This window comes from Terrabacter aeriphilus (assembly GCF_039542985.1).
Taxonomy (GTDB): domain Bacteria; phylum Actinomycetota; class Actinomycetes; order Actinomycetales; family Dermatophilaceae; genus Terrabacter; species Terrabacter aeriphilus.
The window spans coordinates 41,740-67,386 of sequence record NZ_BAABIW010000009.1 but is presented as its reverse complement, the minus strand read 5'-3'; the positions used below and the strand labels follow the sequence as shown (position 1 = coordinate 67,386).

Genomic DNA, 25,647 nt, shown 5'->3' with positions numbered 1-25,647 from the left:
GGTGACCGACGAGACCACCCCCGACGAGACGGCGACGCGCGCCGGCACGCCCGCCGGCCCGACCCCGCCGATCGCCCCCCTCCACGTGCCGATGCTGCGCATCGTCGAGGCCGGGCTCGGGGTGTGGGTGCTCGCGCTGATCGTCACCCTCGTCGTCCCCGCGCTGCACGAGGGCGACCGCAGCTGGTGGCCCTGGACGTGCGTGGCCGGCTTCGTCCTCGGCAGCATCGGCTGGGCGTACGTGCGCCGCGGTCGCGGCAACGCCCGCGACGCCGCCTGAGCCCACCCGCCCGAGCAGGTATGCCGGTCGGCCGGGTCGCCGGGCCGGGCCGGTCGCGTCAGTCGGTGACCGGGTCGTCCGAGGACTGCGGGTCGGTCGGCTCGGCGTCGCTCTGCTTGGCGTCGGTCTGCTCGGCGTCGGTCTGCGCGGCGTCGGGCTGCGCGGCGTCGGGCTGCGCGGCGTCGGGCTCGGTGGCCCGGGACGCCCGCTCCGCGGGCTCGAGGTCGACCGCGAACTCGTCGACGATCGGGTCGCCGACCGGGGTCGGCTCGGGGTGGTCCATGTCGGTCTCGGAGTGCGCGCCGCAGCCGTGGTCGAGCGAGACGACCCGGCCGTCGGACGGGCTCCACTCGTTGGCGCAGACCCCGAAGGTGGCCCGCAGGGCGCCGGCCATCGGCAGGAAGTAGCCGCACGTCGTGCACTGCGCGGTCGCCTTGGTCGCGACCTCGGAGGTCGGCCCGTTGTCACCGTCGTACCAGCGGGTGGCCGCGGCCTCCCGGCCCTCGGCCGAGAGCACGCGGGGACGCCCGAGGCCCAGCTCGAAGAGGGCCATCCGGTCGACCTCCTCCTCGCCCGTGGCCTCGAAGCCGGCCTCGAGGAAGGGGTCGTCGGGGCGGAACGGCAGCACGTCACCCGCGCCGAGGTCGCCGGGGGCGAGCCGGTCGGCATACGGGAGCCACTCGGGGGCGAGCACGGCGTCGGGGCCGGGGAGCAGGTTGGTCTCGCAGACCGTGGCGACCTTGGCGCGGGGCACGCGGGCGACGCTGACGCCCCACCGCCAGCCCGTGTAGCCCGCCGAGGTGCACTCGAACCAGTGCATGCCGAGGCGCTCCTCGAGCAGGTCCATGCCGAGGTGCCCGCCCACGGTGCCGGGCTCGGCGATCTCCTCGAGCACGCCGCGGGCGAGGTCGGCGGCAGCCAGCAGCACCGCGTCGGTCTTGGGGGTGGTGACGGTCATCGGGTCACTTCTCCAGCTCGTCGGCGAGGCCGCGGAGGGCCCGGGCCACGTTCGCGGCGAGCTTGCGGTCGGGACGGCGGCCGGCGCGGTAGCCCTCGCCGACACCGTCGAGCAGCTGGACGACGTCCTCGATGATGACGACGAGCTCCTCGGGCGTCCGGCGCTCACGGGCCGACATGTTCGCGGCGACCGACGCGACCGGGTCGAGCAGCTTGACCGAGAGCGCCTGCGCGCCCTTGCGGCCCTCGACGATGCCGAACTCGACGCGCGCGCCCTTCTTCAGGGTCGTGACGCCCTCGGGGAGGGCGTTCGCGTGCAGGAAGACGTCCGCGCCGGAGTCCTCGGCGATGAAGCCGAAGCCCTTGTCGGCGTCGAAGAACCTGACCTTGCCAGTCGGCACAGTCCACCTCGTCCAGTGATCGTCGGTCGCGCGTGTGACGGCACGACTCGATGGCGCTCTCTGCGCTCGTCCTTCCAGCCTAACGGCTCGGCGCAAACCCATTGGCGCGCCGAGCGCAGCCGCAGCCGTGGACGTGGCCGGCGGCACCGGCGGCGGCGGGTCGTCGCGGTCAGCCGGGCGTGATGCCCCACGTGCCGGTCCACTCGGCGCCGGGCTCGAGCAGGACGACCCCCGCCCCCGAGTTGAACGCGTCGGCCGGGCAGCTCATCGGCTCGACGGCGATGCCGACGGCGTCCTTGCGGTCCGCCGCGATCGCCGTGAAGACCTGCAGCCAGCCGAAGGACGCATCGGCCCAGAGCGTCGCGGCCCGGTCGGCGGCCCGCACCGTCGCGCGCCAGAGCCCGTCCGCGTCGCGCTCGACGTCGGTGTAGGCGGTGTCGAGCCGCACGTCGCCGACGCGGTGGGCGATGCGGAAGTCGTAGGGCTCCCCCTCGACCGGGCGGTCGGCGACGGGCAGCAGCCGCTCGTCGACCTCGACCCAGGAGGCGGCCGGGATGCGCAGCTCGACGTCGGGCAGCAGGGTCTCGCCGATCGCGAGGTAGGGGTGGGCGCCGTAGCCGAAGGGCGCCGTCGTCGGCCCGACGTTGCGGGCGGCGGTCGTCACGACGAGGCCCGAGTCGTCGAGCAGGTAGGTCGTGCGCAGGTCGAGGAAGTGGTCCCAGCCCGGCTGCGGGTGCAGCCGGTAGCCGACGGTGACGCGGTCGTCCGCGTGGTCGACGAGCTCCCAGAGCGCCCAGCGCACGAGGCCGTGGCTCGCGTTGTGCAGGGGCACCTCGGTGACGGGCAGCTGGTGCTCGACGCCGTCCGCGGTGTAGCGCCCGTCGCGGATCCGGTTGGGCCAGGGCATGAGCTGCTGCCCCCGGCCCGAGCGGCACGCCTCGTCGGCGGCGTAGCCGGCCACGACGTCGACCCCGTCGCGGGTCATGGTCCGCAGGCCGCCCCCCACCTCGACGACGGTGACCTCGAACGGACCGTGCCCGATCGTCCACTGCTCCCCGGTCGGCAGCGCCGGGGCGGGCTCGGCCGCAGGGGCCGGCGAGAGCGCGCTCATGGGGGTCACGCTAGCGCCGTCGGGGGCGGCGCGAGTCGGGCCACCGGCATCCGGGCAGTAGGTTGGGAGGATGGCCACCCCGAGCCGGAGCCTCGCCGACGACATCCGCGGTCGCAGCGACGCAGAGCTCATCGACCTCGTGCTCGCGCGCCCCGATCTCGCGCGCCCGGCGCCGGCCGACCTGACGAGCCTCGCAGCCCGGGCCGGCACCCGCGCGAGCGTGCAGCGCGCCGTCGAGGCGCTCGACCGCGGCCACCTCCAGGTGCTCGAGGCCGTCGTCGTGGCGGGCGACGCCGCGGCTCGGCCGGAGCTGCTGCGCCTGCTCGGCACCGACGACGCCGCGACCGTCGAGGAGATCCTCGGGGACCTCCGTCGCTGCGCCCTGCTCTGGAACGGGCCCGACGGCGACCACGTCGTGCGCACCGTGCCCGAGGTGCTCGGCACCTCGATGGCGGGCCTCGGCGCGCCGATGCGCGAGCTGCGACCGTCGTCGCCCCCGGAGCACGCCGACCCCGAGCGCATCCGGGCCGCGCTCGCCGAGGCCCCCGACGACTCGCGGGCCATGCTCGAGCGGATGACGTGGGGCCCGGCCTTCGGCGTGCTGCCCACGGCCGCCCCCGCGCGCACGACCGCCCGGTGGCTGCTCGAGCGCCACCTGCTCGTGCCCGTCTCCGCCGACCGTGTCGCGCTCCCCCGCGAGGTCGGCCTCGTGCTGCGCGACGGGCGGCTGCACCGCACCGTCGAGCTCACCCCGCCAGCCGTCGCGACGCGGCCGGTCAGCCTCGTCGACGCCGCGGCCGGCGGCGCCGCGAGCGAGTGCCTGACGCACGTCGACGAGCTCGCCGCCGCGTGGGGGGCCGACCCGCCGCGGGTGCTGCGGGCCGGTGGCCTCGCCGTCCGCGACCTGCGCACCACCGCGTCGGCGCTCGACCTCGACTCCGTGCACGCCGCCTTCGTCGTCGAGATCACGTATGCCGCCGGGCTCGTCGCCGACGACGGCGAGGTCGTGCCGGTGTGGGCTCCCACGTCGGAGATCGACGAGTGGAGCTCGAGCGAGGCCGGGCACCGCTGGGCCGCCCTCGCGCTGGCCTGGTTCGGCTCGACGCGCGCGCCGCACCTCGTCGGGCACCGGAGCACCGGCACCGGCCCGGCCAACGCCCTCGGCCCCGACGCGCAGTGGCCGGCCATCCGGTCGATCCGCCGCGAGGTGCTGCGCGAGCTGGCCTCGATCGAGCCCGGCCACGCCCCCGACCCGGCGTCGTTGCGCGCGCGCCTCGCGTGGCGCCGGCCGAACCGGTCCGCGGCCGTGCTCGAGGAGGCCGTCGAGGCGGTGCTCCGCGAGGCGGAGTGGCTGGGCGTCACCGGCCGCGGCGCGCTCTCGGAGGCGGGCCGGGCGGTGCTCGGCGCCCCGGACTCGCCCGACGAGGTCGCGGCCGCCATGTCGGCGCACCTGCCCTCCCCCGTCGACCACATCCTCGTGCAGGCCGACCTCACCGCCGTGGCCCCCGGGCCGCTCGTCGGCGGGCTCGGCTCGTTCATGCGCCTCGCCGCCGACGTCGAGTCGCGCGGCGGCGCCACCGTCTACCGCTTCACGCCCGAGTCGGTGCGGCGCGCGCTCGACGCGGGCTGGACGGCCGCGGACTTCACCGACACGGTGCGCCGGTCGAGCCGCACCCCCGTGCCGCAGCCGCTCGAGTACCTCGTGCTCGACGTGGCCCGCAAGCACGGCCAGACCCGCATCGGCGGAGCCACGGCCTACGTCCGCTCCGACGACGAGGCGGTGCTCGACACGATGCTCGCCTCTCGCGACCTCGCCCCGCTCCGGCTGCGGCGCCTCGCCCCGACCGTGCTCGTGTCGTCGGCCGACCCGCGCGTGCTCGTCGACCTGCTGCGCGACAACGGGTTCGCCCCGGTGCACGAGGGCCAGGACGGCTCGGTCGTGCACGCCGAGACGCCGCGCCGGCGGGCCGGCGCGCGCCGCCGCGGCCCCGGGCCCGTCGTCTCCCCCGTCGACCGCCCGTCGACGCAGGCCCTCGTCGACGGGCTGCGGGCCGCCGAGGCGACGGCCGACCAGCGCCGGGCCGACGACGACGCGAGGCCCGGGCCGCGCATCCAGACGATGGACCCCGTCGTCACCCTGTCGCTGCTGCGCGACGCCGTGGCCGACCGGCACGGCGTGTGGATCGGCTACTCCGACGGCCACGGCGCGACGAGCCGCCACCTCATCCACCCCCAGAAGGTCGAGGGCGGGCGGGTGCGGGCCACCGACGAGTCCGGCCACGAGAAGTCCTACTCGGTGCACCGGATCACCGGGGCCACCGTCGAGGGCTGACCACTCGTCGACTGGCCACTCCTCGTCACCCCAAACCGTCGAGTGGCCACCTTTGGTGGGTTGCCGAGAGTCGAGAGGCCACACCATGCGGCTGACGCCGGTCGCGAGAGCTGGCCTCTCGACGGCTGGTGGCCGCGAATCCTGGCCTTTCGACGGTGAGCGGGGCGCGAACTCTGGCCTTTCGACGGTGGGCAGGCGCGAACGTTGGCCTTTCGACGGTCAGGAGGCGCCGGCGAGCGCCCGCACGACGTTGCTCGGCGACGGCCGCCCGAGCTGCCCGGCCATCCAGACCGACGTCTCGACGAGCGCGTCGAGGTCGACGCCGGTCTCGACGCCCGCGCCGTGCAGGGCCCAGACGAGGTCCTCGGTGGCGAGGTTGCCGGTGGCCGACTTCGCGTAGGGGCAGCCGCCGAGACCGCCGGCGGCCGCGTCGACGACCGACACCCCGTCGCGCAGGGCCGCCATCGTGTTGGCGAGCGCCTGGCCGTAGGTGTCGTGGAAGTGCACCGCGACCCGGTCGGTGCCGATGCCGCGGGCGGCGAGCGCCTCGAGCAGCCGGTGCACGTGGCCGGTCGTGCCGACGCCGATGGTGTCGCCGAGGCTCAGCTCGTGGCAGCCGAGGTCCATCAGCCGCTCGGCCGTGTCGACGACCTGCGCGATCGGCACAGGGCCCTCCCACGGGTCGCCGAAGCACATCGAGACGTAGGCGCGCACCCACGTCCCGCCCTCGAGGGCGCGCGTCACGACCGGCTCGAACATCGCGTACTGCTCGGCGACCGAGCGGTTGAGGTTCTTCTGCGCAAAGGTCTCGGTGGCCGAGCCGAAGATCGCGATCGCCGAGAGGCCGAGCTCCTCGGCTCGGTCGAGACCGCGCTCGTTGGGCACGAGGGCGGGACGGCGGCGGCCGAGCCCGTCGGCGCCGAGCGCCCCGAGCACCTCCTCGGCATCACCCATCTGCGGCACCCACGTCGCGGGCACGAACGAGGTCGTCTCGATGGTGCCGAGGCCGGCCGCCTCGAGACGCCGGATGAACTCCACCTTCGTGGCGGCGGGCACGACGGTCTTCTCGTTCTGCAGGCCGTCGCGCGGGCCGACCTCGTAGATCGTCACCTTCGGGGGCAGCCCCGATGCCGCCTCGACCTGTGGGGATCGCATGCGCCCATACTGTCACCACGGCACGAGCCGTCCCCGCCGCCGGTTCGATGTGTTCCGCGGTCCCGGGTGACCGTGGAATACATCGCACCGAGGGCAGGGTTGAGCACTGACGATGAATGACGGACCCCTGATCGTCCAGAGCGACAAGACCCTCCTCCTCGAGGTCGACCACCCGAACGCCGAGGCCGCGCGACGCGCCATCGCCCCGTTCGCCGAGCTCGAGCGCGCCCCCGAGCACGTGCACACCTACCGCATCACGCCCCTCGGCCTGTGGAACGCTCGCGCGGCCGGGCACGACGCCGAGCAGGTCGTCGACGCCCTGCTCAGCCACAGCAGGTATGCCGTCCCCAACGCCCTGCTCGTCGACGTGGCCGACACGATGGACCGCTACGGCCGGCTCACCCTCGAGAAGGAGGGGCTCGCCGACTCCGAGGAGGGCACCCGCCTCGTGCTGCGCACGACCGACCGGCCGGTGCTCGAGGAGGTGCTGCGGCACAAGAAGATCAAGCCGCTGACGGGCGAGCGCATCGACGACCTCGCGGTGCTCGTGCACCCGAGCGAGCGCGGCACCCTCAAGCAGGAGCTGCTCAAGGTCGGCTGGCCGGCCGAGGACCTCGCCGGCTACGTCGACGGCGAGGCGCACCCCATCGAGCTCCAGCAGGACGGCTGGCACCTGCGGCCCTACCAGCAGCACGCCGTCGACGGTTTCTGGCACGGCGGCAGCGGCGTCGTCGTGCTGCCCTGCGGCGCCGGCAAGACCCTCGTCGGCGCGGGAGCGATGGCGGCCGCCAAGGCCACGACGCTCATCCTCGTGACGAACACGGTGAGCGCGCGGCAGTGGAAGGACGAGCTGCTCAAGCGGACCACGCTGACCGAGGACGAGATCGGCGAGTACTCCGGTGCCCGCAAGGAGATCCGGCCCGTCACGATCGCGACCTACCAGGTGCTGACGACGCGTCGGAAGGGCACCTACACCCACCTCGACCTGCTCGACGCCCGGGACTGGGGCCTCGTCGTCTACGACGAGGTGCACCTGCTCCCGGCCCCGATCTTCCGCATGACGGCCGACCTGCAGGCGCGCCGCCGGCTCGGGCTCACCGCGACGCTCGTGCGCGAGGACGGCCGCGAGGCCGACGTCTTCAGCCTCATCGGCCCGAAGCGCTTCGACGCGCCGTGGAAGGACATCGAGGCGCAGGGCTACATCGCCCCGGCCGACTGCGTCGAGGTGCGCGTCAGCCTCCCCGAGGGCCAGCGGATGGCGTATGCCGTGAGCGAGCCCGACGAGCGCTACCGCCTCGCGTCGTGCTCCGACGCGAAGCTCCCCGTCGTCGAGGCGCTCGCGAAGCGGCACGAGGGCGAGCCGACGCTCGTCATCGGCCAGTACCTCGACCAGCTGCACGAGGTCGCCGACCGGCTCGGCGCCGACGTCATCACGGGCGAGACGACGGTCAAGGAGCGCCAGCGCCTCTACGACGCGTTCCGCACCGGCGAGATCACGACCCTCGTCGTCAGCAAGGTCGCGAACTTCTCCATCGACCTGCCCGAGGCGAGCGTCGCGATCCAGATCAGCGGCACCTTCGGCTCGCGCCAGGAGGAGGCCCAGCGCCTCGGCCGGGTGCTGCGGCCCAAGGGCGACGGTCGCACGGCGCACTTCTACACGATCGTCTCGCGCGACACCGTCGACGCCGACTTCGCCGCGCACCGCCAGCGCTTCCTCGCCGAGCAGGGCTACGCCTACCGGATCGTCGACGCCGACGACCTCTGAGGGCCGCCCGCCGAGCGGGCGGCCGTCCCACTGGGTGGCCGAATTAGGTCAGGAGAGCCTCACCTAATTACCATCGAGCGCGTGGGCAAGCTCAAGGCCAAGGACGTGGCGAAGCTCAAGCCGAAGTCCAAGTGCTGCAAGGACAGCCCGCGGTGCACGAGGTGCCCCGTGGTGATCAAGCGTCTCTGCGCGCAGGACTGCGCCTCGATGTGCGGCAAGGACTTCAAGAAGGCGCTCGCCAAGGCCCGCCGCCGCTGAGCCGACGGGCGGGGAGCGCTGGCCTGACGCGCGACGTCGCGGACGGCACACGGGATCGGTCGGCGGTTCCCAGCCAACTCCCAGCGAACGCCCTGACACTGTGAGGGTGGACACCCAGACCGCATCGGCCCCCGAGGCCCGCCTGCTCGTCGTCGAGGACGAGCCCAACATCCGCGAGCTGCTCGCGACGTCGTTGCGCTTCGCCGGGTTCGAGGTCGACACGGCCGGCGACGGCACAACGGCCCTCGCCATGGCCGCGGAGTCCGAGCCCGACCTCGTCGTGCTCGACGTCATGCTGCCCGACGTCGACGGCTTCGAGGTGACCCGCCGCCTGCGCGACCGCGGCCGGCAGCAGCCCATCGTGTTCGTCACGGCGCGCGACGCGACCGGCGACAAGATCCAGGGGCTCACGGTCGGCGGCGACGACTACGTCACCAAGCCGTTCAGCCTCGAGGAGGTCATCGCGCGCATCCGGGCCGTGCTGCGGCGCACGCGCGGCCAGGTCGACGAGGGCGCCACCCTGCGCTTCCACGACCTCGAGCTCAACGAGGACTCCCACGAGGTGCGCCGCGGCGGCCGGGTCATCGACCTGTCCCCCACCGAGTTCAAGCTGCTGCGCTACCTGCTGCTCAACCCCAACCGGGTGCTGTCCAAGCTGCAGATCCTCGACCACGTGTGGGACTACGACTTCCGCGGCGAGTCCGGCATCGTCGAGTCCTACATCTCCTACCTGCGCCGCAAGATCGACGCGGACGGGCCCTCGCTCATCCACACCAAGCGCGGCGTGGGCTACGTTCTGCGCGTGCCTCCCGAGCTGACCACCCCCTGACCGGGCGTCCGACGTGACGGACGAGACCGCCGAGCGCCGCGGCGCGCACCGGACCGTGGGCCAGCGCCTGCGGGCGGTGCCGCTACGGTGGCGCCTGCTCGGGGTGACCCTCGGGCTCATCGCCGTGGCGCTCGCGCTGACGACGCTCGTCGTCAGCGCGCTGCTGCGCAGCTACCTGCTCAACCAGGCCGAGAGCGAGCTCGGCGTCTACGCCGCGAGCATCTCCTCCATCGACGCACGCGAGCTGGCCGAGGCGGGCACGCGGCTGCCCTCCGGCTTCACGGCGCGCACGACCGACGTGCGCACGGGCTCCACCGTCTCGATCTTCGAGGCCGTCACGGAGTCGGACCGGGCCCGCATCCCGGCGCTGCGCGCGACCTCGCCGCAGGTGGTCGACCGGCGCCCGTTCCGCGTCGACTCGACGAGCGGGCAGGGCCAGTGGCTCGCCCTCGCGCAGCTCAACGAGGGCGGCACCCTCGTCGTCGTGACGGCGCTGCCGCTGCGGCCGCTCGACAGCACGGTCAACCGGTTCCTGCTCTATGCCGGCGCGATCGGTGCCATCGCGCTGCTCGTGAGCGCGGCGCTCGGGTGGTACCTCGTCGGGCGCACCTTCCGGCCGCTGACCCGGATCGAGGACACGGCGGCCCAGATCGCCGTCGGCGACCTCACCCAGCGCGTCGAGGTGCCCGACACCGACGACGAGGTGGCGTCGCTGTCGCGCTCGCTCAACTCGATGCTGGCCCGCATCGAGCAGAGCTTCGCCGTGCGCGAGGCCAACGAGGAGAAGATGCGGCGCTTTATCGCCGACGCCTCGCACGAGCTGCGCACCCCGCTCGCGGCCGTCGGCGGCTACGCCGAGCTCTACCGCCAGGGGGCGCTGACCAACCCGGACGCCGTCACCGGCGCTATGGGCCGCATCGAGTCCGAGGCGCACCGGATGAGCGGGCTCGTCGAGGACCTGCTGACGCTCGCGCGCCTCGACGGGGAGCGGCCGCTCGAGCTGCAGACCGTCGACCTCGCCGTGCTCGCCGCCGACGCGGCGCAGGACGCGCGGACCATCGCGCCGGATCGGCACATCGTCGCGACCGGCATCCACGGGCCCATCGAACCGACCGAGCTCGAGGCCGACGAGCAGCAGCTGCGCCAGGTCGTGACGAACCTCGTGACGAACGCGCGGGTGCACACGCCCGAGGGCACGCCGATCGAGATCCTCGTCGGCCCGCTCGACCACGGCCACGTCGCCCTGCACGTGCGCGACCACGGCCCGGGCGTGCCGGAGAAGGACCGCGACGAGGTCTTCGAGCGCTTCTACCGGGCCGACTGGTCGCGCAGCCGGGGCAAGGGCGGGGGCAACGGGCTCGGCCTCGCCATCGTGCACGCCATCGTCGGCGCGCACCGGGGGCGCGTGCGGGTGGCGGAGACCCCCGGCGGCGGGGCGACCTTCGCCGTCGAGCTGCCGAGGCGCTCGCCGGGCGGCGGCGGGCGGCCCGCGTCGGCCACCCGGCACCAAGCCACAGCCGATTCCTAGGAACGGCACAACCGCGACCAAAGCTGCCTCGGTGGAATGGGGACCAAGAGACCACATCGAGGAGGAGCCATGACCTTGGCACCCGAGGACCGCACGCAGCAGATCCCGCAGCAGATCCCGACGCAGGGCGACTACTACAGCCAGTCCGCCCCGGCCGGTCCCCCCACGCCGCCCGCGCCGCCGACGCCGCCGCTCGGCGAGGGCTCGCGCCCGACGCCGAAGCGCGACCGGCGCGTCGGCCAGACCGCCGTCACGGCCCTGCTCGCGGCCGTCCTCGCGAGCGGCGGCACGTATGCCGTCACCTCGCTCAACGGCTCCGGCACCTCCACGACGACGACGCCGGCCTCCACGTCGACGACGCAGCAGAACCAGACCACGTCGCCGACCGTCGTGCAGGGCAACGCCTCCAGCCCCGACTGGAGGGCCGTCGCGGCCGCCGTGGCGCCCAGCGTCGTCAGCATCGACGTCACGACCCAGCAGGGGTCGGGCGCCGGGTCCGGCGTGGTCTTCGACCGGAGCGGACACATCCTGACGAACAACCACGTCGTCGGTGACGCCACCGGCAACGGCGCGATCACCGTCACGCTGAGCGACGGGCGCACCTACGGCGCGACGATCGTCGGCACCGACCCGTCGACCGACCTCGCCGTCATCAAGCTGACGGACGGCCCCTCCGACCTGACGCCGATCAGCCTCGGCGACTCCGACGCGCTCAAGGTCGGCGACCCCGCCATGGCCGTCGGCAACCCGCTCGGGCTCTCGGGCACCGTGACGACGGGCATCGTCTCGGCCCTCGACCGCCCGGTCAGCACCGGCACGTCGAGCGAGTCGCCCTTCGGCCAGCAGCAGTCCTCGGGCGACGAGGTCGTGACGAACGCGATCCAGACGTCCGCGGCGATCAACCCCGGCAACTCCGGCGGGGCGCTCGTCAACGGCAAGGGCGAGCTCATCGGCATCAACAGCTCGATCGCCTCGCTGGGCCAGAGCTCGAGCAGCCAGAGCGGCAACATCGGCATCGGCTTCGCCATCCCGGTCAAGGAGGCCAAGTCGATCGCCGACCAGCTCATCAAGAGCGGCAAGGCCGAGCACGCCTTCCTCGGGGTCAGCACCCGCGACACCGTCGTCACCGACGGGGCGGCCAAGCGCGCAGGCGCCCAGGTCGTCTCGGTGAGCAGCGGCACCCCCGCCGCGAACGCCGGTATCAGGAACGGCGACGTCGTCATCGCGGTCGACGGCCAGCGCGTCGACTCCGCCACCGCCCTCGTCGCGCAGATCCGCGAGATGACGGCCGGCGACAAGACGACGCTCACGGTGATCCGGGGCGGCAGCCGCCAGGACGTCCAGGTCACCCTCGCGGTCAAGCCCGCCACGTCGAACTGACGTCCCAGAACTTCGCGCCGGGTCACGGACGGGGACGACACCCCGGACGTGACCCGGGCGAGGCCAACCCCGCGCGGGGCGCGCGGATTGGGGGCGGTGGGGACCGCACGCGTACCCTTGCGCGGTGAGTGAGACCGAGAACGAGCTGGACCCCGCCGCCGTCGTGCGCCTGCCCCCCGAGGACGTCGCGACCGCCGTGCGGGTGCTGGCCCTGGCCCCCTCGCTCGAGATCGACGACCCGGACTTCGAGACCCTCAAGCGGGCCGCGTCGCTGATGTACAAGCGGCTCAAGAAGGACCGCCGCAACGCCAAGACGTGGGCCGAGCGCAAGGCCGACCGGCAGGTCATCGAGTCGACGGCCACCGGCTCACCGATGCGGATCGACGACGAGACCAAGGGAATCCCCTTGGTGTCCAACGCGACCGGCGCCTACGCGGGCGAGCTCGTCAACCCGCGTGGCTGCTACATCTGCAAGCGCGACTACACCCTCGTCGACGCGTTCTACCACTGGCTCTGCCCCGACTGCGCGCGGACGAGCCACGCCAAGCGCGACCAGCGCACCGACCTCAGCGGCAAGCGGGCCCTCCTCACCGGCGGCCGCGCCAAGATCGGCATGTACATCGCGCTGCGGCTGCTGCGCGACGGCGCCCACACGACGATCACGACGCGCTTCCCCAAGGACGCGATGCGCCGGTTCGCGTCGATGGAGGACAGCGCCGACTGGATCGACCGGCTCAAGATCGTCGGCATCGACCTGCGCGACCCGACCCAGGTCGTCGCGCTCGCCGACGAGGTCACCGCGGCCGGGCCGCTGGACATCCTCGTCAACAACGCCGCGCAGACGGTGCGCCGCTCCCCCGGCGCCTACAGCAACCTCGTCGAGCTCGAGTCGGCGCCGCTGCCCGACGGCGTGCGGCTGCCCGAGATGGTGACCTTCGACCGCATCAGCGAGGCGCACCCCGCCTCGATCGCCGGTGCGCTCGGCTCGCACGCGGTCGCCCACCACGACGGGGAGTCGGTCGAGCACGCCATCGCCGCCCAGACCGCCGCCTCGATGACGGCCCTCGCGCTGTCGGCCGGCAATGCGAGCCTCGAGGCGCACCGCGCCGGCACGGCCGTCGACGCCGGGGGCCTGCTGCCCGACCTCCAGCGCACCAACTCGTGGACCCAGAAGGTCGAGGAGGTCGACCCGCTCGAGCTGCTCGAGGTGCAGCTGTGCAACTCGACGGCGCCCTTCATCCTCGTCTCGCGGCTGCGCCCGGCCATGCGGGCCGCCGTCGCCGCCGGTGCGCGACGGGCCTACGTCGTCAACGTCTCGGCGATGGAGGGCCAGTTCTCCCGCCGCTACAAGGGCCCCGGCCACCCGCACACGAACATGGCCAAGGCGGCGCTCAACATGATGACGCGCACCAGCGCGGGCGAGATGTTCGAGACCGACCGCATCCTCATGACCGCCGTCGACACCGGCTGGATCACCGACGAGCGGCCGCACGACGAGAAGCTGCGCATCGCGGCCGAGGGGTGGCACGCCCCGCTCGACCTCGTCGACGGCGCCGCCCGCGTCTACGACCCCATCGTGCGCGGCGAGGCCGGCGAGGACCTCTACGGCTGCTTCGTCAAGGACTACGAGCCCAGTCCCTGGTGACCGCGGTGCCGACGGTGGAGCTCTGTCGGCGCCAGGTGCCGGAGAACCTCCAGCGATGCGCACGGAGCGGTCAGTCGAGGCTCTTGGCGTACCAGACCTCGGCGTAGAAGGCGTCCGAGAAGGCCGGCACCTCCGACCACCCGTGGCTCGCGTAGAGCGCCCGCGCCTCGGTCAGGTCGCGGCGCGTGTCGAGGCGGACCGTGCCGACGCCCCATACCCGGGCGACCTCCTCCGCCGTCGCGAGCAGGCTGCCCCCGAGCCCGGCCTCGCGCAGGCCCGGTCGCACGAAGAGCCGCCGGACCTCCGCGACCCGGGCGCCGTCGGCGTCGCGGAGCCGGCGCACCCCGACGCAGCCGCCGAGCACCTCCGGGTCGTCGAGGTCACGGGCGACGACGAAGGCGCCCGTCGGCGGGGCGAGGTCGTCGCTGCGCATCTGCGGGAAGCCCGTCGCGATCTCCTCGGGCGTCGAGTCCCGGCCCTCGCGCAGTCGGTACCACCGGTCGCTCACCTCGACGTAGTAGTCGCGCAGCAGCGCCTCGCAGGCCGGGCTGCGCACGTCGGCGAGCTCGACGACCCAGCCGCTCGCACCGATGGCGCGGCTCACGTGCCCGACCCGTGCTCGGGCTCGGGCTCGGGCTCGGGCTCGGGCTCGGGCGACGCGAGCCCGTCGGCGACGACCTGCGTCATGAACGCGATGAGGTCACGTCGACGACGGGCCGGGTCACCGGCATACGTCGTCGGGTCGTCGGGGCGCTCGCGCACCCGCAGCGCCTCCTCGACGATCTCGCGGTGCGCGGGGTAGGCGGTGAGGGCCCAGCGGCCGGCGCCCGACTTCGACGTCTGCGTGCCGGTGACGAGGAGGTGGACGAGCCGTGGTGCGCCGAGGGCGCCCCACTCGGCAGCCTGCGGCAGCGACGCCTCGCGCGGGTGGTGCTCCACCGCCTCGAGCTGCGCGCGCCAGTAGGTGCGCAGGTTGTGGCGGGTCGCCTCACGCAGCGCCCCGTCGTCGCTCCAGACCTGCAGGTCACGAAGCTCCGTGCCGCACACCGTGACCCCGTGGTCACGCAGCTCGCGCCAGGTGATGTGCACGACGTCGGCGTGGTGGCCGACGTCGAACCAGCCGTGCAGCACGCCCGGCACGTCGGGCACGACGTCCGGCGGGCCCGCGAGGTCGTCGGCCACGACGTAGAAGCCGTCGTATGCCGGCTCGGGCCACCGCCGCTCGAGCTCGGTGTGGACGCGGCGCAGCACCTCGACCTCGGCCGCCGTCGGCCGGTGCTGCACGACGGCGACGAAGTCGATGTCGCTGCGCCCCCAGAACTCGCCGTCGAAGCCGATCGAGCCGTGCAGGTGCAGCCCCTCGAGCAGGCCGGGGCACCGCGCGCCGAGCAGCGCGACGTGCGCGTCCGTCACCTCACGGACGACCGACGGCAGCTCGGCGCGGGTCGGGGTCGCCACGGCTCAGACGGCGGCGCCGAAGGCTGCCCGGGACGCGAGCGCCTCGCGCAGCTCCGCATCGGCGTCGACGAGCGAGCGGTGGACCGCCGGCGTCAGGTCGTCGCGCGCGATCGTCTCGGCGCTGAGGCGGGCCGTCTCGTCGGTGAAGACGCGCGGGTAGGCCACGAGGACGACGCGCGAGAGCGCGTCCTCCCCCACCCAGCCCGACATGGCCGGCACGTCGGTGAAGTAGCGGGACACGTAGTCGGCGACGAGCGCGTCGTCGGGGGCGGCCCAGAAGCCGCGCGCGAGGTGGACCATCTCGTAGTTCGACCGGCCCTCCTGCCCCGTCAGCTGCTGCCACGCCCACGCCTTGGCCTCGGGGTCCGGCAGGCTGGCCCGGCACATCAGGGCGTTGAGGCCGCCCTGGAGCGTGTCGTCCTTGGCCCGGAAGGCGTCGATGTCACCGGCGTCGACGAGCCCGCGGGAGGCGAGGTTGCGCACGACGATCCAGCGGAAGTCGCCGTCGTCCTCGAGGCCTGCGGGCAGGCCCTGGCCGTCGGCCCAGGACTGCAGCAGCGCCTCGTCGTCGCTCGTGCCCGCGACGAGGCGGGCGGCCGCGAGCGACTCGGTGGTGCCCGGCGTGGCGCGCTCGAGCAGCGCCGTGCCGGCGCGGTTGAGCCGGGCGAGCGCGTCGGCCTGCTCCGCGCGCGGCACGAAGAAGGGCACGACGCGGTGCTCGGCGTAGGAGGCGACGCGGGTGAGGATCGAGGAGTTCGTCTCCAGCGGCCAAGCCGCGTCGAACACGTCGAGGAAGTCGCGGGGGTCGACCGTCGCGCCGTGCACGCCGTCGACGAGCGCGGACCACACGACGGCCCGGGCCTGCTCGTCCGGCACCTGCGCCAGCTGCTCGCGCAGCCCCGCGACGGTGGCGTCGTCGAGGCGCACCCGGGCCCACGTCAGGTCGCTCGCGTTGGGCAGCAGCAGCGCCGGCACGGGCCCGCCCTCGAGCTCGGCGAGCACCGTCTCGTCGGCGCTGACCGTCGTGCGCACGCGAGCGACCTCGCGGCCGTCGGTCCAGCCCGCCACGTCGAAGGCGTGCGGCCGGTCGGCCGGGCGGTCGGCCGGCGACTCGCGGTGCACGACCGCGGACCCGACGACGCCGCCCTGCTCCTGCACCTCGACCGAGAGCGTGTCGCGGTCGGCCGTCAGCAGCCACGCGCGCGACCAGGACGTCAGGTCCTTGCCGCTCGCGGTCTCGATGGCCGCGAGGAAGTCGGCGAGCGTGCCGTTGCCGTAGGACTTGTCGGTCAGGTAGGCCCGCACCCCCGCGATGAACTGGTCGTCACCGACGTACGCGATGAGCTGGCGCAGCGTGGCCGCGCCCTTGGCGTACGAGATGCCGTCGAAGTTCTGCAGGGCGCTCTGGGCGTCGAGCGCCTCGACGCCGGCGACGGGGTGGGTCGACGGTGAGCGCTCGGCGCCGTAGCCCCACACCTTGCGCACGATCGAGGAGTCGACCCACGCGTCGGTGAACTCGGTGGCGTCGACGAGGCACCGGTGGCTCATGTACTCGGCGAAGCTCTCGTTGAGCCAGAGGTCGTCCCACCACTTCATCGTGACGATGTCGCCGAACCACATGTGCGACATCTCGTGGCTGACCGTGTTGGCGCGCGTCAGCAGCTCGTCGCGCGTCGCGGCGCCGCGGTAGAGGTACTGGTCGCGGAAGGTGACGCAGCCCGGGTTCTCCATGGCGCCGGCGTTGAACTCCGGCACGAAGACCTGGTGGTACTCCCCGAACGGGTAGCGGATGCCGAAGAGGCCGTGGAAGTAGTCGAACGAGCGCTTCGTCACGTCGAACAGCTCGGCGGCGTGCCGCTCCAGCGGCTCGCGGAGGGAGGCACGGGCGTGCACCCCGAGCGGGATGCCGTCGTGCTCGTCGCGCACGGAGACGTAGGGACCCGCGCAGACGGTCATGAAGTAGGTCGCGAGGGGCTTGGTCGTCTCGAGGTGCCACGTGCCGGCCCCGGACTGCGTGGCGGCTCCGTTGCCGAGCACGATCCAGTCGAGGGGCGCCCGCACCGTCACGTCGTAGGGCGCCTTGAGGTCGGGCTGGTCGAAGCACGCGTAGACGCTCGGTGCGGCGTCGAGGAAGAGGTGCCCGTAGACGTAGTCGCGGTCGTCGGCGGGGTCGGTCGCGCGGTGCAGGCCCTGCCCGTCGTGGCTGTAGGCCATGGTCGCGGCGACGACGAGCTCGTTGTCGGCGGCGAGGTCACGCAGCGGCAGCCGCCCGTCGACGACGTCGGCGGGGTCGAGCGAGCGGCCGTTGAGCGAGATGGTCTCGACCGAGCGCGCCTTGAGGTCCACCCACGAGTCGGCGCCCGGCTGCGCGCACGTGAAGCGGACGCTCGTGCGCGAGCCGAAGACCTCCGCACCCTGGTCGAGATCGAGGTCGACGGCATACGAGGTGACGGTGAGCAGCGAGGATCGCTCGCGGGCTTCGGCCAGTGTGAGACTGCGCATGGGCCCGAGCCTGCCAGATGGAGCGCCCCGCCGTCGCTCGGGTGGCCTGCCGGCCTGCGCGCCGCCACGTGGGCGTCGCGCGGCTCGGGCCGTGGGGTGCCGGCCTCAGCCGCGGTGCGGGCCGCCGGCCATCGTCTCGAGGCGGGCGATGCGCTGCTCCATCGGCGGGTGCGTGGAGAGGAACCGGGTCACGTCCTGGGCGCGGAACGGGCTCGCGATCATCATGTGGCTCGCGTTGACGATGTCCTGCTGCGGCGCGAGCGGGGCGCGCGCGACGCCCTGCTCGAGCTTGCGCAGCGCCGAGGCGAGGGCGAGCGGGTCACCGGTCAGCCTGGCGCCGTCCTCGTCGGCGTCGTACTCGCGGGTGCGGCTGATGGCCATCTGGATCATCATCGCGGCCATCGGCGCGAGCAGGCTCATGGCGAGCAGCGCGAGGGGGTTGGGGCGGTCCTCGTCGGAGCTACCGCCGAACATGCTCGTGAACATCAGCATCTGGCCGATCGAGGTGATGACACCGGCGATGGCCGCGGCCACGGAGCTCGTGAGGATGTCGCGGTTGTAGACGTGCATCAGCTCGTGGCCGAGCACGCCGCGCAGCTCGCGCTCGTCGAGCAGCCCGAGGATGCCCTCGGTGCAGCAGACGGCGGCGTTCTGCGGGTTGCGGCCGGTGGCGAAGGCGTTCGGCGCCTGGGTGGGGCTGATGTAGAGCCGGGGCATGGGCTTGCCTGCGGCCGTGGAGAGCTCGCGGACGATGCGATACATCGCCGGCGCCTGCGCCTCGGAGACCGGGTAGGCGTGCATGGCCTTGATGGCCAGCTTGTCGCTGTTCCAGTAGCCGTAGAACGTCGTGGCCACGCCGATGAGCGCGAAGAGCCAGATGAAGCGTCCGTTGCCGATGAGGGCGCCGAGCCCGAGCAACAGGGCCCAGATGCCGCCGAAGAGCGCGGCCGTCTTGAGCCCGTTGAAGTGGTTGTGCATGCCGGGAGAACGAGCAGCCCGCACCGCGTGTTCCCGCTGGGAGCCTCCTGTGAGTCCGCTGGACGCGCGGTGGCTCCACCGGGACCGATGACGCAGCTTCCGCGCCGGGCGGGACGCATCGAGCACCGGCCGGGACCGGGCGTGCGCGACGGTGCGTCATCCGTCCCCGACCCGGCGCCCGAGGTCGGGGGCCGGTCAGCCGAGGAGGCGCAGGAGCAGGTCGGGCTGCACGCTGACGACGACGAGCACCGCCGCGCTCAGCACGAGGGCCAGCACGACCGCCGGCCGGGTGACGGCTCGGGCCGTGCCCGGTGCCGTGCTGGAAGCCGCGTCGGGCACTGCGCCGGCTGCGGGCTCGGGCGCCGTGATGATCCCGCGGACCCAGCGGAGGTAGACGGCGACGCCGAGCACCGCGTTGACCGCGGCGATGACGGCGAGCCAGACCCACCCCTGCGCGACCACGGGGCGCAGGGCCGTCACCTTGCCGACGAGGCCGATGACGCCGGGCGGCAGGCCGGCGAGGGAGGTGAGCGCGAGCACGAGCGCCCCGGCGCGCCACGGCGCGCGCTGCCACAGCCCGTCGTAGGCGGTGAGCCGGCGGCCGTCGCGCGGGCGCTCGCCCACCGTCACGGCCACGGCCCCGAACGCCACGAGCGTGGCGACGACGTAGGTGAGCAGGTAGGTCGCGCTCGCCGTGACGCCGAGCGTCGAGATGCTGACGAGCGGCAGCACGACCCAGCCGGCCTGTGCGACCGTCGACCAGGCCAGCAGGCGCACGACGTCGTGCTGGCGCAGGGCCATGACGTTGCCGAGCGTCATGCTGAGGGCGGCCAGCACCGCCATCGCGACGAGGGCCGGGGTGCCGAGCGCTGCCACGGCCCGGAGCACGACGAGCAGCGCGGCGAGCGCGGCCACCTTCGAGACCGTGGCGAGGAACGTCGCGACGGCGATCGACGAGCCGGAGTAGGCCGTCGGCGTCCAGGCGTGGAACGGCACGAGGGAGAGCTTGAAGCCGACCCCGGCCACGACGAGCACCGTGGCGAGCGAGAGCACCCCGCCGGAGACCGACGCCCAGGCCACGCTCGTGCCACCGGCGCCCCCCGGCCCCGCGGAACCGACCGACCCGACCGAGCCGAGCACGGCGTCGGGGGTGAGGAACGGGCTGCCCGTCGCGGCGAACCACAGGGCGATGCCGAGCACGAGCAGGGCGAAGGAGACGAGCGAGGTGACGAGCAGCTGCGTGGCCCCGGCCACCGCGGACCGCCGTCCGGAGAGGGCGACGAGCACGATGACGGGCAGGGTGGCGAGCTCGAGCGCGACGAGCCAGGTGCCGACGTCGCGGCTCGCGGCCACGACGACGGTGCCCGCCAGGGCCGCGAGCAGCAGCACCGCCTCGACCGGCTCGCTCGTCGTGCCGGCCGGGCGGCGCCGGCTGCGGCGGGGCCAGGCGAGCGCCACGCACACGGCGGCCGACAGGGCCGCGGCGAGCTGGAGGGTGGCCCCGAGGGCGTCGGCCTGCCAGAAGCACGGCCCGACCAGCCCGTCGACGGCCGGGACGCCGGACGGGTCGCCCGCCGGGGCCAGGCACACCGTCGACCGCGTCGAGCCGCTCCCGAGACCGAGCCCCGGCACCGTCGCGGAAGCCGACCCGAGGGCGGCGAGCCCGGCGACGGCATACGGCAGCCGCCGCAGGCGGGGCGCGACGAGGTCGGCGACGAGCACGGCGACGATGCCCACGAGCGGCACGAGCGCGGGCAGGAGGACGGCGTAGTCGATCGCGAGGCTCACGGCACGACCCCCGCTCCCGAGAGCAGCCCCGCGGAGGCGGCGTCGGAGAGGCGCAGCAGCAGGTGCGGCAGCAGCCCGAGCGCCACGACCGCGACGACGAGCGCGAGGGCGACGGCCCACCGGGCCCCGCGGGCGTCGGCGACCGGCTCGGCGGCAGGTCCCGTGGCCTCCTCGCTGCCCTCACCCGCCCAGACGATGCGGGCGACCCGCAGCGCGTAGGCCGCGGCGAGCGCGAGGCCCACCGCACCGAGCGCGACGCAGACCCGGAAGAGCGCGACCGGCCGGCCCGGGGCCGGCGACCACGCGGCGTAGAGCGCCAGGAACTCGCCCCAGAAGCTGACGAGGCCCGGCAGTCCGAGCGCCGCAGCCAGCCCCACGACGAGCGCGAGCCCGAAGCGGGGTGCCTTGTCGCGCAAGGCGGCCCGCGCGACCCTGAGGTCGGCCGAGCCCCACTGCTCCTTGAGGTCGCCGACGACGAAGAAGAGCAGGGCCGCGACGACCCCGTGGGCGATGTTGCCGAAGAGCGCGGCCTGCAGGCCCGTCTCGTTGCCGGCGGCGAGCGCGAGCGCGACGAAGCCCATGTGGGCGACGGAGCTGTAGGCGATGAGCCGCTTGAGGTCGCGCTCGACGAGGCAGGCGAGGCCTCCCCAGAGGATGCCCGTGACGCCGAGCAGGGCGAGCACGGGGCTGAGCGCGGCCACGCCCTGCGGCACGGTGGCGACGGCGAGGCGCACGATGCCGTAGGTGCCCATCTTGAGCAGCACCGCCGCGAGCAGCACCGAGCCGGCCGTGGGCGCGACGGTGTGCGCCGAGGGCAGCCAGGTGTGCACGGGCCACAACGGCACCTTGATGCCGAGGCCGAGCAGCAGCAGGGCGGCGATGGCGACCTGCAACGAGTGCGAGAGCCCCTCGCCGTGCCGCTCGGCGAGCAGGGTGAGGTCGCTCGTGCCCTGGTGGTGCACGAGCAGCAGGATGCCGACGAGCATGAGCGTCGAGCCGAGCACCGTGAAGAGCACGAACCGTCCGGCCGCGTCGGCCCGCGTCTCGTCGGGCACGTGGTCGTCGCCGAAGCGCCGAACGAGCACCCACATCGGCACGAGCACCACCTCGAAGGCGATGAAGAAGAGCACGGCGTCGCGTGCCATGAAGGTCGCGAGCGCGCCCGTCTCGACGAGCAGGATGCAGCCGAGGAAGGTCGACCCGGTGCCGCCGCGCGGGATCGGGCCGGCGAGGGCGTGAGCGACGACGGCGACGGTGAGCAGCGCGGTGAGCAGCACGAGGGCCGCCGAGATGCCGTCGATGCCGAAGTGCCAGCGCACGCCGAGCGCGCGGATCCACGGCGCGTCCACCTCCGAGCGGCTCCACACCGTGACGACGGCGAGCACGGCCGTGACGACCGTCGACCCGAGCGCGATGCCGCGTTCCACCCGGGACTCGCCGGGGATCGCGACGAGGGCGATGGCCGCGAGCAGCGGCACGAGGAGGGTGAGCGTCAGCGCCACGCCGTCACCCCCAGCACCGCGACGAGCCCGACGCCCACGAGCAGCGCGAGCACCGACAGCGACGGGACGGCCCGGTGCGCGCGCTCGCCGCCGCGACCCGCGGCCCGCGCGAGCACGGCGGTCGCGCGCGGGTAGGCGTCGACGACGTCGCGGTCGAGGCTGACGACGAGGCGGGCGAGCGCCGTGACCCCGCGCCCCACGCGCACGTATGCCATGTCGGCGCCGAAGCCGCGCAGCGCGCGGTCGCGCACGTCGTCGGGAAGGCGGTCGGCGACGTCGACGGCGCCGCGCCCGGACAGGGACCACACGGCATACGCCCCCCCGGCGACGAGGAGCACCGAGGACGCCGCACCGAGGACGCCGACGTGCACCCCGCCGCGCAGGCTCGTGAGGAAGAGGGTGCCGACGACGGTGAGCGCGGCGAGGACGGAGACGACGAGCGCGGCCGACACGGTGATCTCGCGGTGGCCGTGGGCGTGCACCCGCTCGACCTCGGCGTCGTCGGCGCTGTCGGCGACCGTCACGACGGGCACCTCCGACGCGGGCACGACGGCCGGCTCGGCGTCGGGCTCCGGGGACCCCACGGCGAGGGGCCTGTCGAGCAGCAGCCAGGCGCGCGTGCAGTAGGCGGCGGTGAGCACGACGGTGACGAGGAGGGCCACGACGACGAGCCAGGCCCGCAGGCCGGCTCCCCCGGTCGCGCCCTCGAAGGCGGCGTCGATGACGGTGTCCTTGGTGAAGAAGCCGATGAGGGGCGGCACGCCCGCGAGGGCGGCCAGGCCGATGCCCATCGACCAGCGCAGGGCCCCGGTCGGGCGCAGCCGTCCGCGCAGCGCGGCGAGCGCGGTGGCACCGGCGAGCACCGAGAGCCAGCCCGCCCCGAGGAAGAGCAGTGCCTTGAAGAAGGCGTGGCCGATGAGGTGCGAGATGGCCGGGGCGGGCCCCAGCTCGGGCGGTGCGGCGGCGAGCGCCGACAGCATGATCGCCACCTGGCTCAGCGTGGAGTAGGCGAGCAGGCGCTTGAGGTCGGTCTGGACGAGGGCGAGGAGGGCGGCGTGGACCATCGTCACCGCGGCGAGGACCGCGAGCAGCGTGCGGGCGGCGTCGTCCTGGACGTAGAGGGTGAAGAGGCGGGCCACGACGTAGCTGCCGGCGGCCACCATCGTCGCCGCGTGGATGAGCGCGGACGCCGGCGTCGGGCCCTCCATCGCGTCGGGCAGCCAGTCGTGGAACGGGACGAGGCCCGACTTGCCGGCGACCCCGAGGGCGACGCCCACGAGGCCGACGGTGAGCGCCGCGTCGGCGCCGCCACCCGTGGGCGCGGCCGTGAGCACGGCGATGAGGTCGGTGCTGCGGGCCCGCACCGCGAGGGCGACGAGACCGACGACCATGCCGATGTCGGCGACCCGGGTCACGAGGAAGGCCTTGTAGGCGGCACGCCGCGCGGCCGGGCGCTCGCTGTCGTGGCCGATGAGCAGCCACGAGCACCAGCCCATGACCTCCCAGCCGACGAGGAGCAGCACGAGGTCGCCGGCCTGGACGACGAGCAGCATGCCCGCGGCGAAGAGCGAGACCGTCGCGGCGAAGCGGCCGTAGCGGGGGTCGTCACGCAGGTACCACGCGGTGAAGACCTGGATGCCGAGCACGACGAGCGCGACGACGAAGGAGACGAGGCCCGACACGCGGTCGGAGAGCAGGTGCAGCGGCACCGCGAGCTCGCCGACCGGCAGGGCCCCGAGCGAGTCGATGTCGGCGGCGCCTGCGGGGGCGACCCACTGGATCAGGGCGAGCACGACGACGTAGGCCGACACGGAGACGGCGATGGCGGCGGACGCCACCCGCCGGCGGTGGGCGAGCAGGCCGAGCAGGCCCGCGAGGGCGGGCAGCAGGACGACCATGCGGACGATCCAGCTCACGGGGCGGCCTCCCGCACCGGGGTGCTCTCCGGGTCGTCCGCGTCGTCCAGGTCGTCGGTGTCGGGCACCCGGGTGAGGTCGATGTGCCCGGCCCGGCGGAACATCACGAGGATGATCGCGAGCGCGACGGTGATCTCCGCGGCCGCGATCGTAATGACGAAGAGCGTGAGCACCGGCCCTGCGGAGAACGGCGAGCCCGGTCGCGAGCCCGCCGTCACGAGAAGGAGGTTCGCGGCGTTGAGCACGAGCTCGACGCCGATGAGGACGAGCACGGCGTTGCGGCGGGCCAGGATGCCGTAGACGCCGATGCCGGCGAGGAGCGCGGCCAGGGCCGCCGGCAGCTCGAGGTGGATCACGGGCGCTCCCCCGCCGTCGCGGGGTCGGACGCCGGGTCGGACGCCGGGTCGGTCGCCGGGTCGGTCGCCGGGTCGGTCGCCGGGTCGGTTGCCGGGTCGGTTGCCGGGTCGGAGACGGTCCCGGCCGGGCCGAGCACGAGCCGCGAGACGGCGAAGGCGCCGATGAGCGCCACGAGGAGCAGCACCGAGAGCAGCTCGAACGGCCAGACCCACGTGCCGAAGATCGCCGTGGCCAGCCGGGTCGTCGTGCTGCTCGTGGCCGCCGCGGGGTCGAGGTCGGCGGTGGCACCGGAGAAGAGCGGCAGGAGCAGCGCGGCGAGCAGGGCGGTCGTCGCGGCCCCGAGCACGGCGCCGACCGCCCGCTGCCAGCCGGGGGTGTCGATCTCGGCGTGCGGGCCGATCGGGGCGCGCGTCAGCATGAGCGCGAAGAGGACGAGCACGACGATGGCGCTGACGTAGACGAGCAGCTGCACGAGGCCGACGAGCTCCTGGCCCAGCACGACGTAGGCGCCGGCGAGCGAGCCGAGCGACACGAGCAGCCACAGCGCGGCGTGCACGACGTGCCGGGTCGTGACCGAGAGCAGCGCCGTGAGCGCGGTGACGACGCCCACGGCCGTGAAGACGATGTCGCGCGTGGTCACTCGGGCTCCCCGGCCTCGGGCGGCGTGACGGTCGGCATCACCCGGGTCGCCCGCGCCGGGCGTGCCCCGGCGGCGCCCGTGGCCCCGGCGGCCGTGCCCCGAGCGCCGGCCGCCCGCGGCGGCTTCGCGGCGGCGGCGACCTCGGCCAGCTCGGCGCTGGCGGGGTCGAGGGCGGGCGGCGGCGGCACCGTGGCCATCCAGGCGCCGAGGCGGTCCTTCTCGTGGAGCAGGTCGCGGATGTCGAGCTCGGCGTACTCGAACTCGGGGCTCCAGTGCAGCGCGTCGAACGGGCAGACCTCGATGCAGATGCCGCAGTACATGCAGAGCGAGAAGTCGATGGCGAAGCGGTCGAGGACGTTGCGCTGGCGCGCGCGGCCACCCGGCGTCGCCGGGGGGACCTCCTCCTTGTGCGAGTCGATGTAGATGCACCAGTCGGGGCACTCGCGCGCGCAGAGCATGCACGAGGTGCAGTTCTCCTCGGTGAGCGCGATGACGCCCCGCGACCGTGGCGGCAGCGCCGGCGAGACGTCGGGGTACTCCGCCGTGTGCGTGTGCCGGGTCAGCGAGCGCGCCGTCGTCGCGAGCCCCTTGACGAGCCCGGGGATCACTCCGTCACCCATCGCACCTCACCTCCACTCCCCACCGTCGAAAGGCCACACTTTGCGAGTCCCGAACCGTCGAGAGGCCACGTCTCGTGGGTCCCGAACCGTCGAGAGGCCATGTATCGCGCGCCCGCCAGCGCGAATGGCCACGCCCAAACGATGGCCACTCGACGGCATACGACCCACCGACGGTGGCCTTTCGACGGGTGACGACCCGCGAAAGGTGGCCTTTCGACGGGTGACGACCCGCGAAAGGTGGCCTT

General features: G+C 74.1%; 22 protein-coding genes. 8 read left to right on the top strand and 14 right to left on the bottom strand.

Going from position 1 to position 25,647, the window contains the following annotated elements; translation table 11 throughout:
* The first annotated feature begins 1 nt into the window (after position 1).
* Positions 2–280: a DUF2530 domain-containing protein gene (locus ABD979_RS05410; protein ID WP_345506427.1), complete on the top strand. Its 279-nt coding sequence runs from the start codon at positions 2–4 to the stop codon at positions 278–280.
* A 58-nt stretch (positions 281–338) separates the two neighbouring features.
* Here ABD979_RS05410 and ABD979_RS05405 read toward each other — a convergent pair whose 3' ends face one another.
* From ABD979_RS05405 to ABD979_RS05395, 3 genes are all read right to left on the bottom strand, one after another.
* Positions 339–1,238 carry a DUF3027 domain-containing protein gene (locus tag ABD979_RS05405; protein WP_345506426.1) on the bottom strand — a complete coding sequence of 300 codons (900 nt, stop codon included), beginning with the start codon at positions 1,236–1,238 and terminating at the stop codon, positions 339–341.
* A 4-nt stretch (positions 1,239–1,242) separates the two neighbouring features.
* Positions 1,243–1,638, bottom strand: coding sequence for a cold-shock protein (locus ABD979_RS05400; protein WP_345506425.1), 396 nt, complete (start codon positions 1,636–1,638; stop codon positions 1,243–1,245).
* A 169-nt stretch (positions 1,639–1,807) separates the two neighbouring features.
* On the bottom strand, positions 1,808–2,749 hold the full coding sequence (locus ABD979_RS05395) for an aldose 1-epimerase family protein (protein ID WP_345506424.1): 942 nt from the start codon (positions 2,747–2,749) through the stop codon (positions 1,808–1,810).
* Positions 2,750–2,819: 70 nt separating this feature from the next.
* On the opposite strand from ABD979_RS05395, the gene ABD979_RS05390 reads away from it, so the two are divergent.
* The gene (locus ABD979_RS05390) at positions 2,820–5,081 is read left to right on the top strand and encodes a helicase-associated domain-containing protein (RefSeq protein ID WP_345506423.1); all 2,262 of its coding nucleotides are present in this window, start codon (positions 2,820–2,822) and stop codon (positions 5,079–5,081) included.
* A 219-nt stretch (positions 5,082–5,300) separates the two neighbouring features.
* On the opposite strand, the gene ABD979_RS05385 is transcribed toward ABD979_RS05390, so the two are convergent.
* Entirely contained in the window at positions 5,301–6,236 is a 936-nt protein-coding gene (locus ABD979_RS05385; RefSeq protein WP_345506422.1) for a hydroxymethylglutaryl-CoA lyase, read from the bottom strand.
* 112 nt (positions 6,237–6,348) lie between these two features.
* Here ABD979_RS05385 and ABD979_RS05380 point away from each other — a divergent pair, with 112 nt between their 5' ends.
* The 6 genes from ABD979_RS05380 (at position 6,349) to ABD979_RS05355 (ending at position 13,641) form a co-directional block, all read left to right on the top strand.
* Positions 6,349–8,001 carry a DNA repair helicase XPB gene (locus tag ABD979_RS05380; protein ID WP_345506421.1) on the top strand — a complete coding sequence of 551 codons (1,653 nt, stop codon included), beginning with the start codon at positions 6,349–6,351 and terminating at the stop codon, positions 7,999–8,001.
* 81 nt (positions 8,002–8,082) lie between these two features.
* Entirely contained in the window at positions 8,083–8,259 is a 177-nt protein-coding gene (locus ABD979_RS05375) for a hypothetical protein (RefSeq protein WP_345506420.1), read from the top strand.
* A gap of 106 nt (positions 8,260–8,365) precedes the next feature.
* A complete protein-coding gene (locus ABD979_RS05370) occupies positions 8,366–9,088 on the top strand; it encodes a response regulator transcription factor (protein ID WP_345506419.1) in 723 nt (240 codons plus the stop codon).
* A gap of 13 nt (positions 9,089–9,101) precedes the next feature.
* Positions 9,102–10,616 (top strand): sensor histidine kinase, encoded by a 1,515-nt coding sequence (locus ABD979_RS05365; RefSeq protein WP_345506418.1) that lies wholly within the window; start codon positions 9,102–9,104, stop codon positions 10,614–10,616.
* 69 nt (positions 10,617–10,685) lie between these two features.
* Positions 10,686–11,996: a S1C family serine protease gene (locus ABD979_RS05360; RefSeq protein WP_345506417.1), complete on the top strand. Its 1,311-nt coding sequence runs from the start codon at positions 10,686–10,688 to the stop codon at positions 11,994–11,996.
* 124 nt (positions 11,997–12,120) lie between these two features.
* Complete coding sequence (locus ABD979_RS05355; RefSeq protein WP_345506416.1) at positions 12,121–13,641, top strand: SDR family NAD(P)-dependent oxidoreductase; 1,521 nt, start codon at positions 12,121–12,123, stop codon at positions 13,639–13,641.
* A gap of 70 nt (positions 13,642–13,711) precedes the next feature.
* Here ABD979_RS05355 and ABD979_RS05350 read toward each other — a convergent pair whose 3' ends face one another.
* From ABD979_RS05350 to ABD979_RS05305, 10 genes are all read right to left on the bottom strand, one after another.
* Positions 13,712–14,245, bottom strand: a complete 534-nt coding sequence (locus ABD979_RS05350) for a GNAT family N-acetyltransferase (RefSeq protein ID WP_345506415.1) — start codon at positions 14,243–14,245, stop codon at positions 13,712–13,714.
* On the bottom strand, positions 14,242–15,099 hold the full coding sequence (locus tag ABD979_RS05345) for a hypothetical protein (protein WP_345506414.1): 858 nt from the start codon (positions 15,097–15,099) through the stop codon (positions 14,242–14,244). The genes ABD979_RS05350 and ABD979_RS05345 overlap by 4 nt, the downstream gene beginning before the upstream one ends.
* A 3-nt stretch (positions 15,100–15,102) precedes the next feature.
* On the bottom strand, positions 15,103–17,601 hold the full coding sequence (gene pepN, locus ABD979_RS05340; protein WP_345506413.1) for an aminopeptidase N: 2,499 nt from the start codon (positions 17,599–17,601) through the stop codon (positions 15,103–15,105).
* Between the two features lie 105 nt (positions 17,602–17,706).
* Positions 17,707–18,579, bottom strand: a complete 873-nt coding sequence (htpX, locus tag ABD979_RS05335; RefSeq protein WP_345506412.1) for a zinc metalloprotease HtpX — start codon at positions 18,577–18,579, stop codon at positions 17,707–17,709.
* Positions 18,580–18,774: 195 nt separating this feature from the next.
* Positions 18,775–20,367: an NADH-quinone oxidoreductase subunit N gene (locus tag ABD979_RS05330; RefSeq protein ID WP_345506411.1), complete on the bottom strand. Its 1,593-nt coding sequence runs from the start codon at positions 20,365–20,367 to the stop codon at positions 18,775–18,777.
* Entirely contained in the window at positions 20,364–21,869 is a 1,506-nt protein-coding gene (locus ABD979_RS05325) for a complex I subunit 4 family protein (RefSeq protein WP_345506410.1), read from the bottom strand. The genes ABD979_RS05330 and ABD979_RS05325 overlap by 4 nt, the downstream gene beginning before the upstream one ends.
* On the bottom strand, positions 21,860–23,785 hold the full coding sequence (locus ABD979_RS05320; RefSeq protein WP_345506409.1) for an NADH-quinone oxidoreductase subunit 5 family protein: 1,926 nt from the start codon (positions 23,783–23,785) through the stop codon (positions 21,860–21,862). The genes ABD979_RS05325 and ABD979_RS05320 overlap by 10 nt, the downstream gene beginning before the upstream one ends.
* Positions 23,782–24,141, bottom strand: coding sequence for an NADH-quinone oxidoreductase subunit NuoK (nuoK, locus tag ABD979_RS05315; RefSeq protein ID WP_345506408.1), 360 nt, complete (start codon positions 24,139–24,141; stop codon positions 23,782–23,784). Before nuoK ends, ABD979_RS05320 begins: the two co-directional genes overlap by 4 nt.
* A complete protein-coding gene (locus tag ABD979_RS05310; protein ID WP_345506407.1) occupies positions 24,138–24,782 on the bottom strand; it encodes an NADH-quinone oxidoreductase subunit J family protein in 645 nt (214 codons plus the stop codon). Before ABD979_RS05310 ends, nuoK begins: the two co-directional genes overlap by 4 nt.
* Entirely contained in the window at positions 24,779–25,402 is a 624-nt protein-coding gene (locus ABD979_RS05305) for a NuoI/complex I 23 kDa subunit family protein (protein WP_345506406.1), read from the bottom strand. Before ABD979_RS05305 ends, ABD979_RS05310 begins: the two co-directional genes overlap by 4 nt.
* Positions 25,403–25,647: the final 245 nt, after the last annotated feature.

Coding starts and splice junctions, on each gene's coding strand:
- htpX (WP_345506412.1), bottom strand. CDS start 18,579: ATGCACAACCACTTCAACGGGCTCAAGACGGCCGCGCTCTTCGGCGGC.
- ABD979_RS05305 (WP_345506406.1), bottom strand. CDS start 25,402: ATGGGTGACGGAGTGATCCCCGGGCTCGTCAAGGGGCTCGCGACGACG.
- ABD979_RS05380 (WP_345506421.1), top strand. CDS start 6,349: ATGAATGACGGACCCCTGATCGTCCAGAGCGACAAGACCCTCCTCCTC.
- ABD979_RS05395 (WP_345506424.1), bottom strand. CDS start 2,749: ATGAGCGCGCTCTCGCCGGCCCCTGCGGCCGAGCCCGCCCCGGCGCTG.
- pepN (WP_345506413.1), bottom strand. CDS start 17,601: ATGCGCAGTCTCACACTGGCCGAAGCCCGCGAGCGATCCTCGCTGCTC.
- ABD979_RS05390 (WP_345506423.1), top strand. CDS start 2,820: ATGGCCACCCCGAGCCGGAGCCTCGCCGACGACATCCGCGGTCGCAGC.
- ABD979_RS05405 (WP_345506426.1), bottom strand. CDS start 1,238: ATGACCGTCACCACCCCCAAGACCGACGCGGTGCTGCTGGCTGCCGCC.
- ABD979_RS05385 (WP_345506422.1), bottom strand. CDS start 6,236: ATGCGATCCCCACAGGTCGAGGCGGCATCGGGGCTGCCCCCGAAGGTG.
- ABD979_RS05360 (WP_345506417.1), top strand. CDS start 10,686: ATGACCTTGGCACCCGAGGACCGCACGCAGCAGATCCCGCAGCAGATC.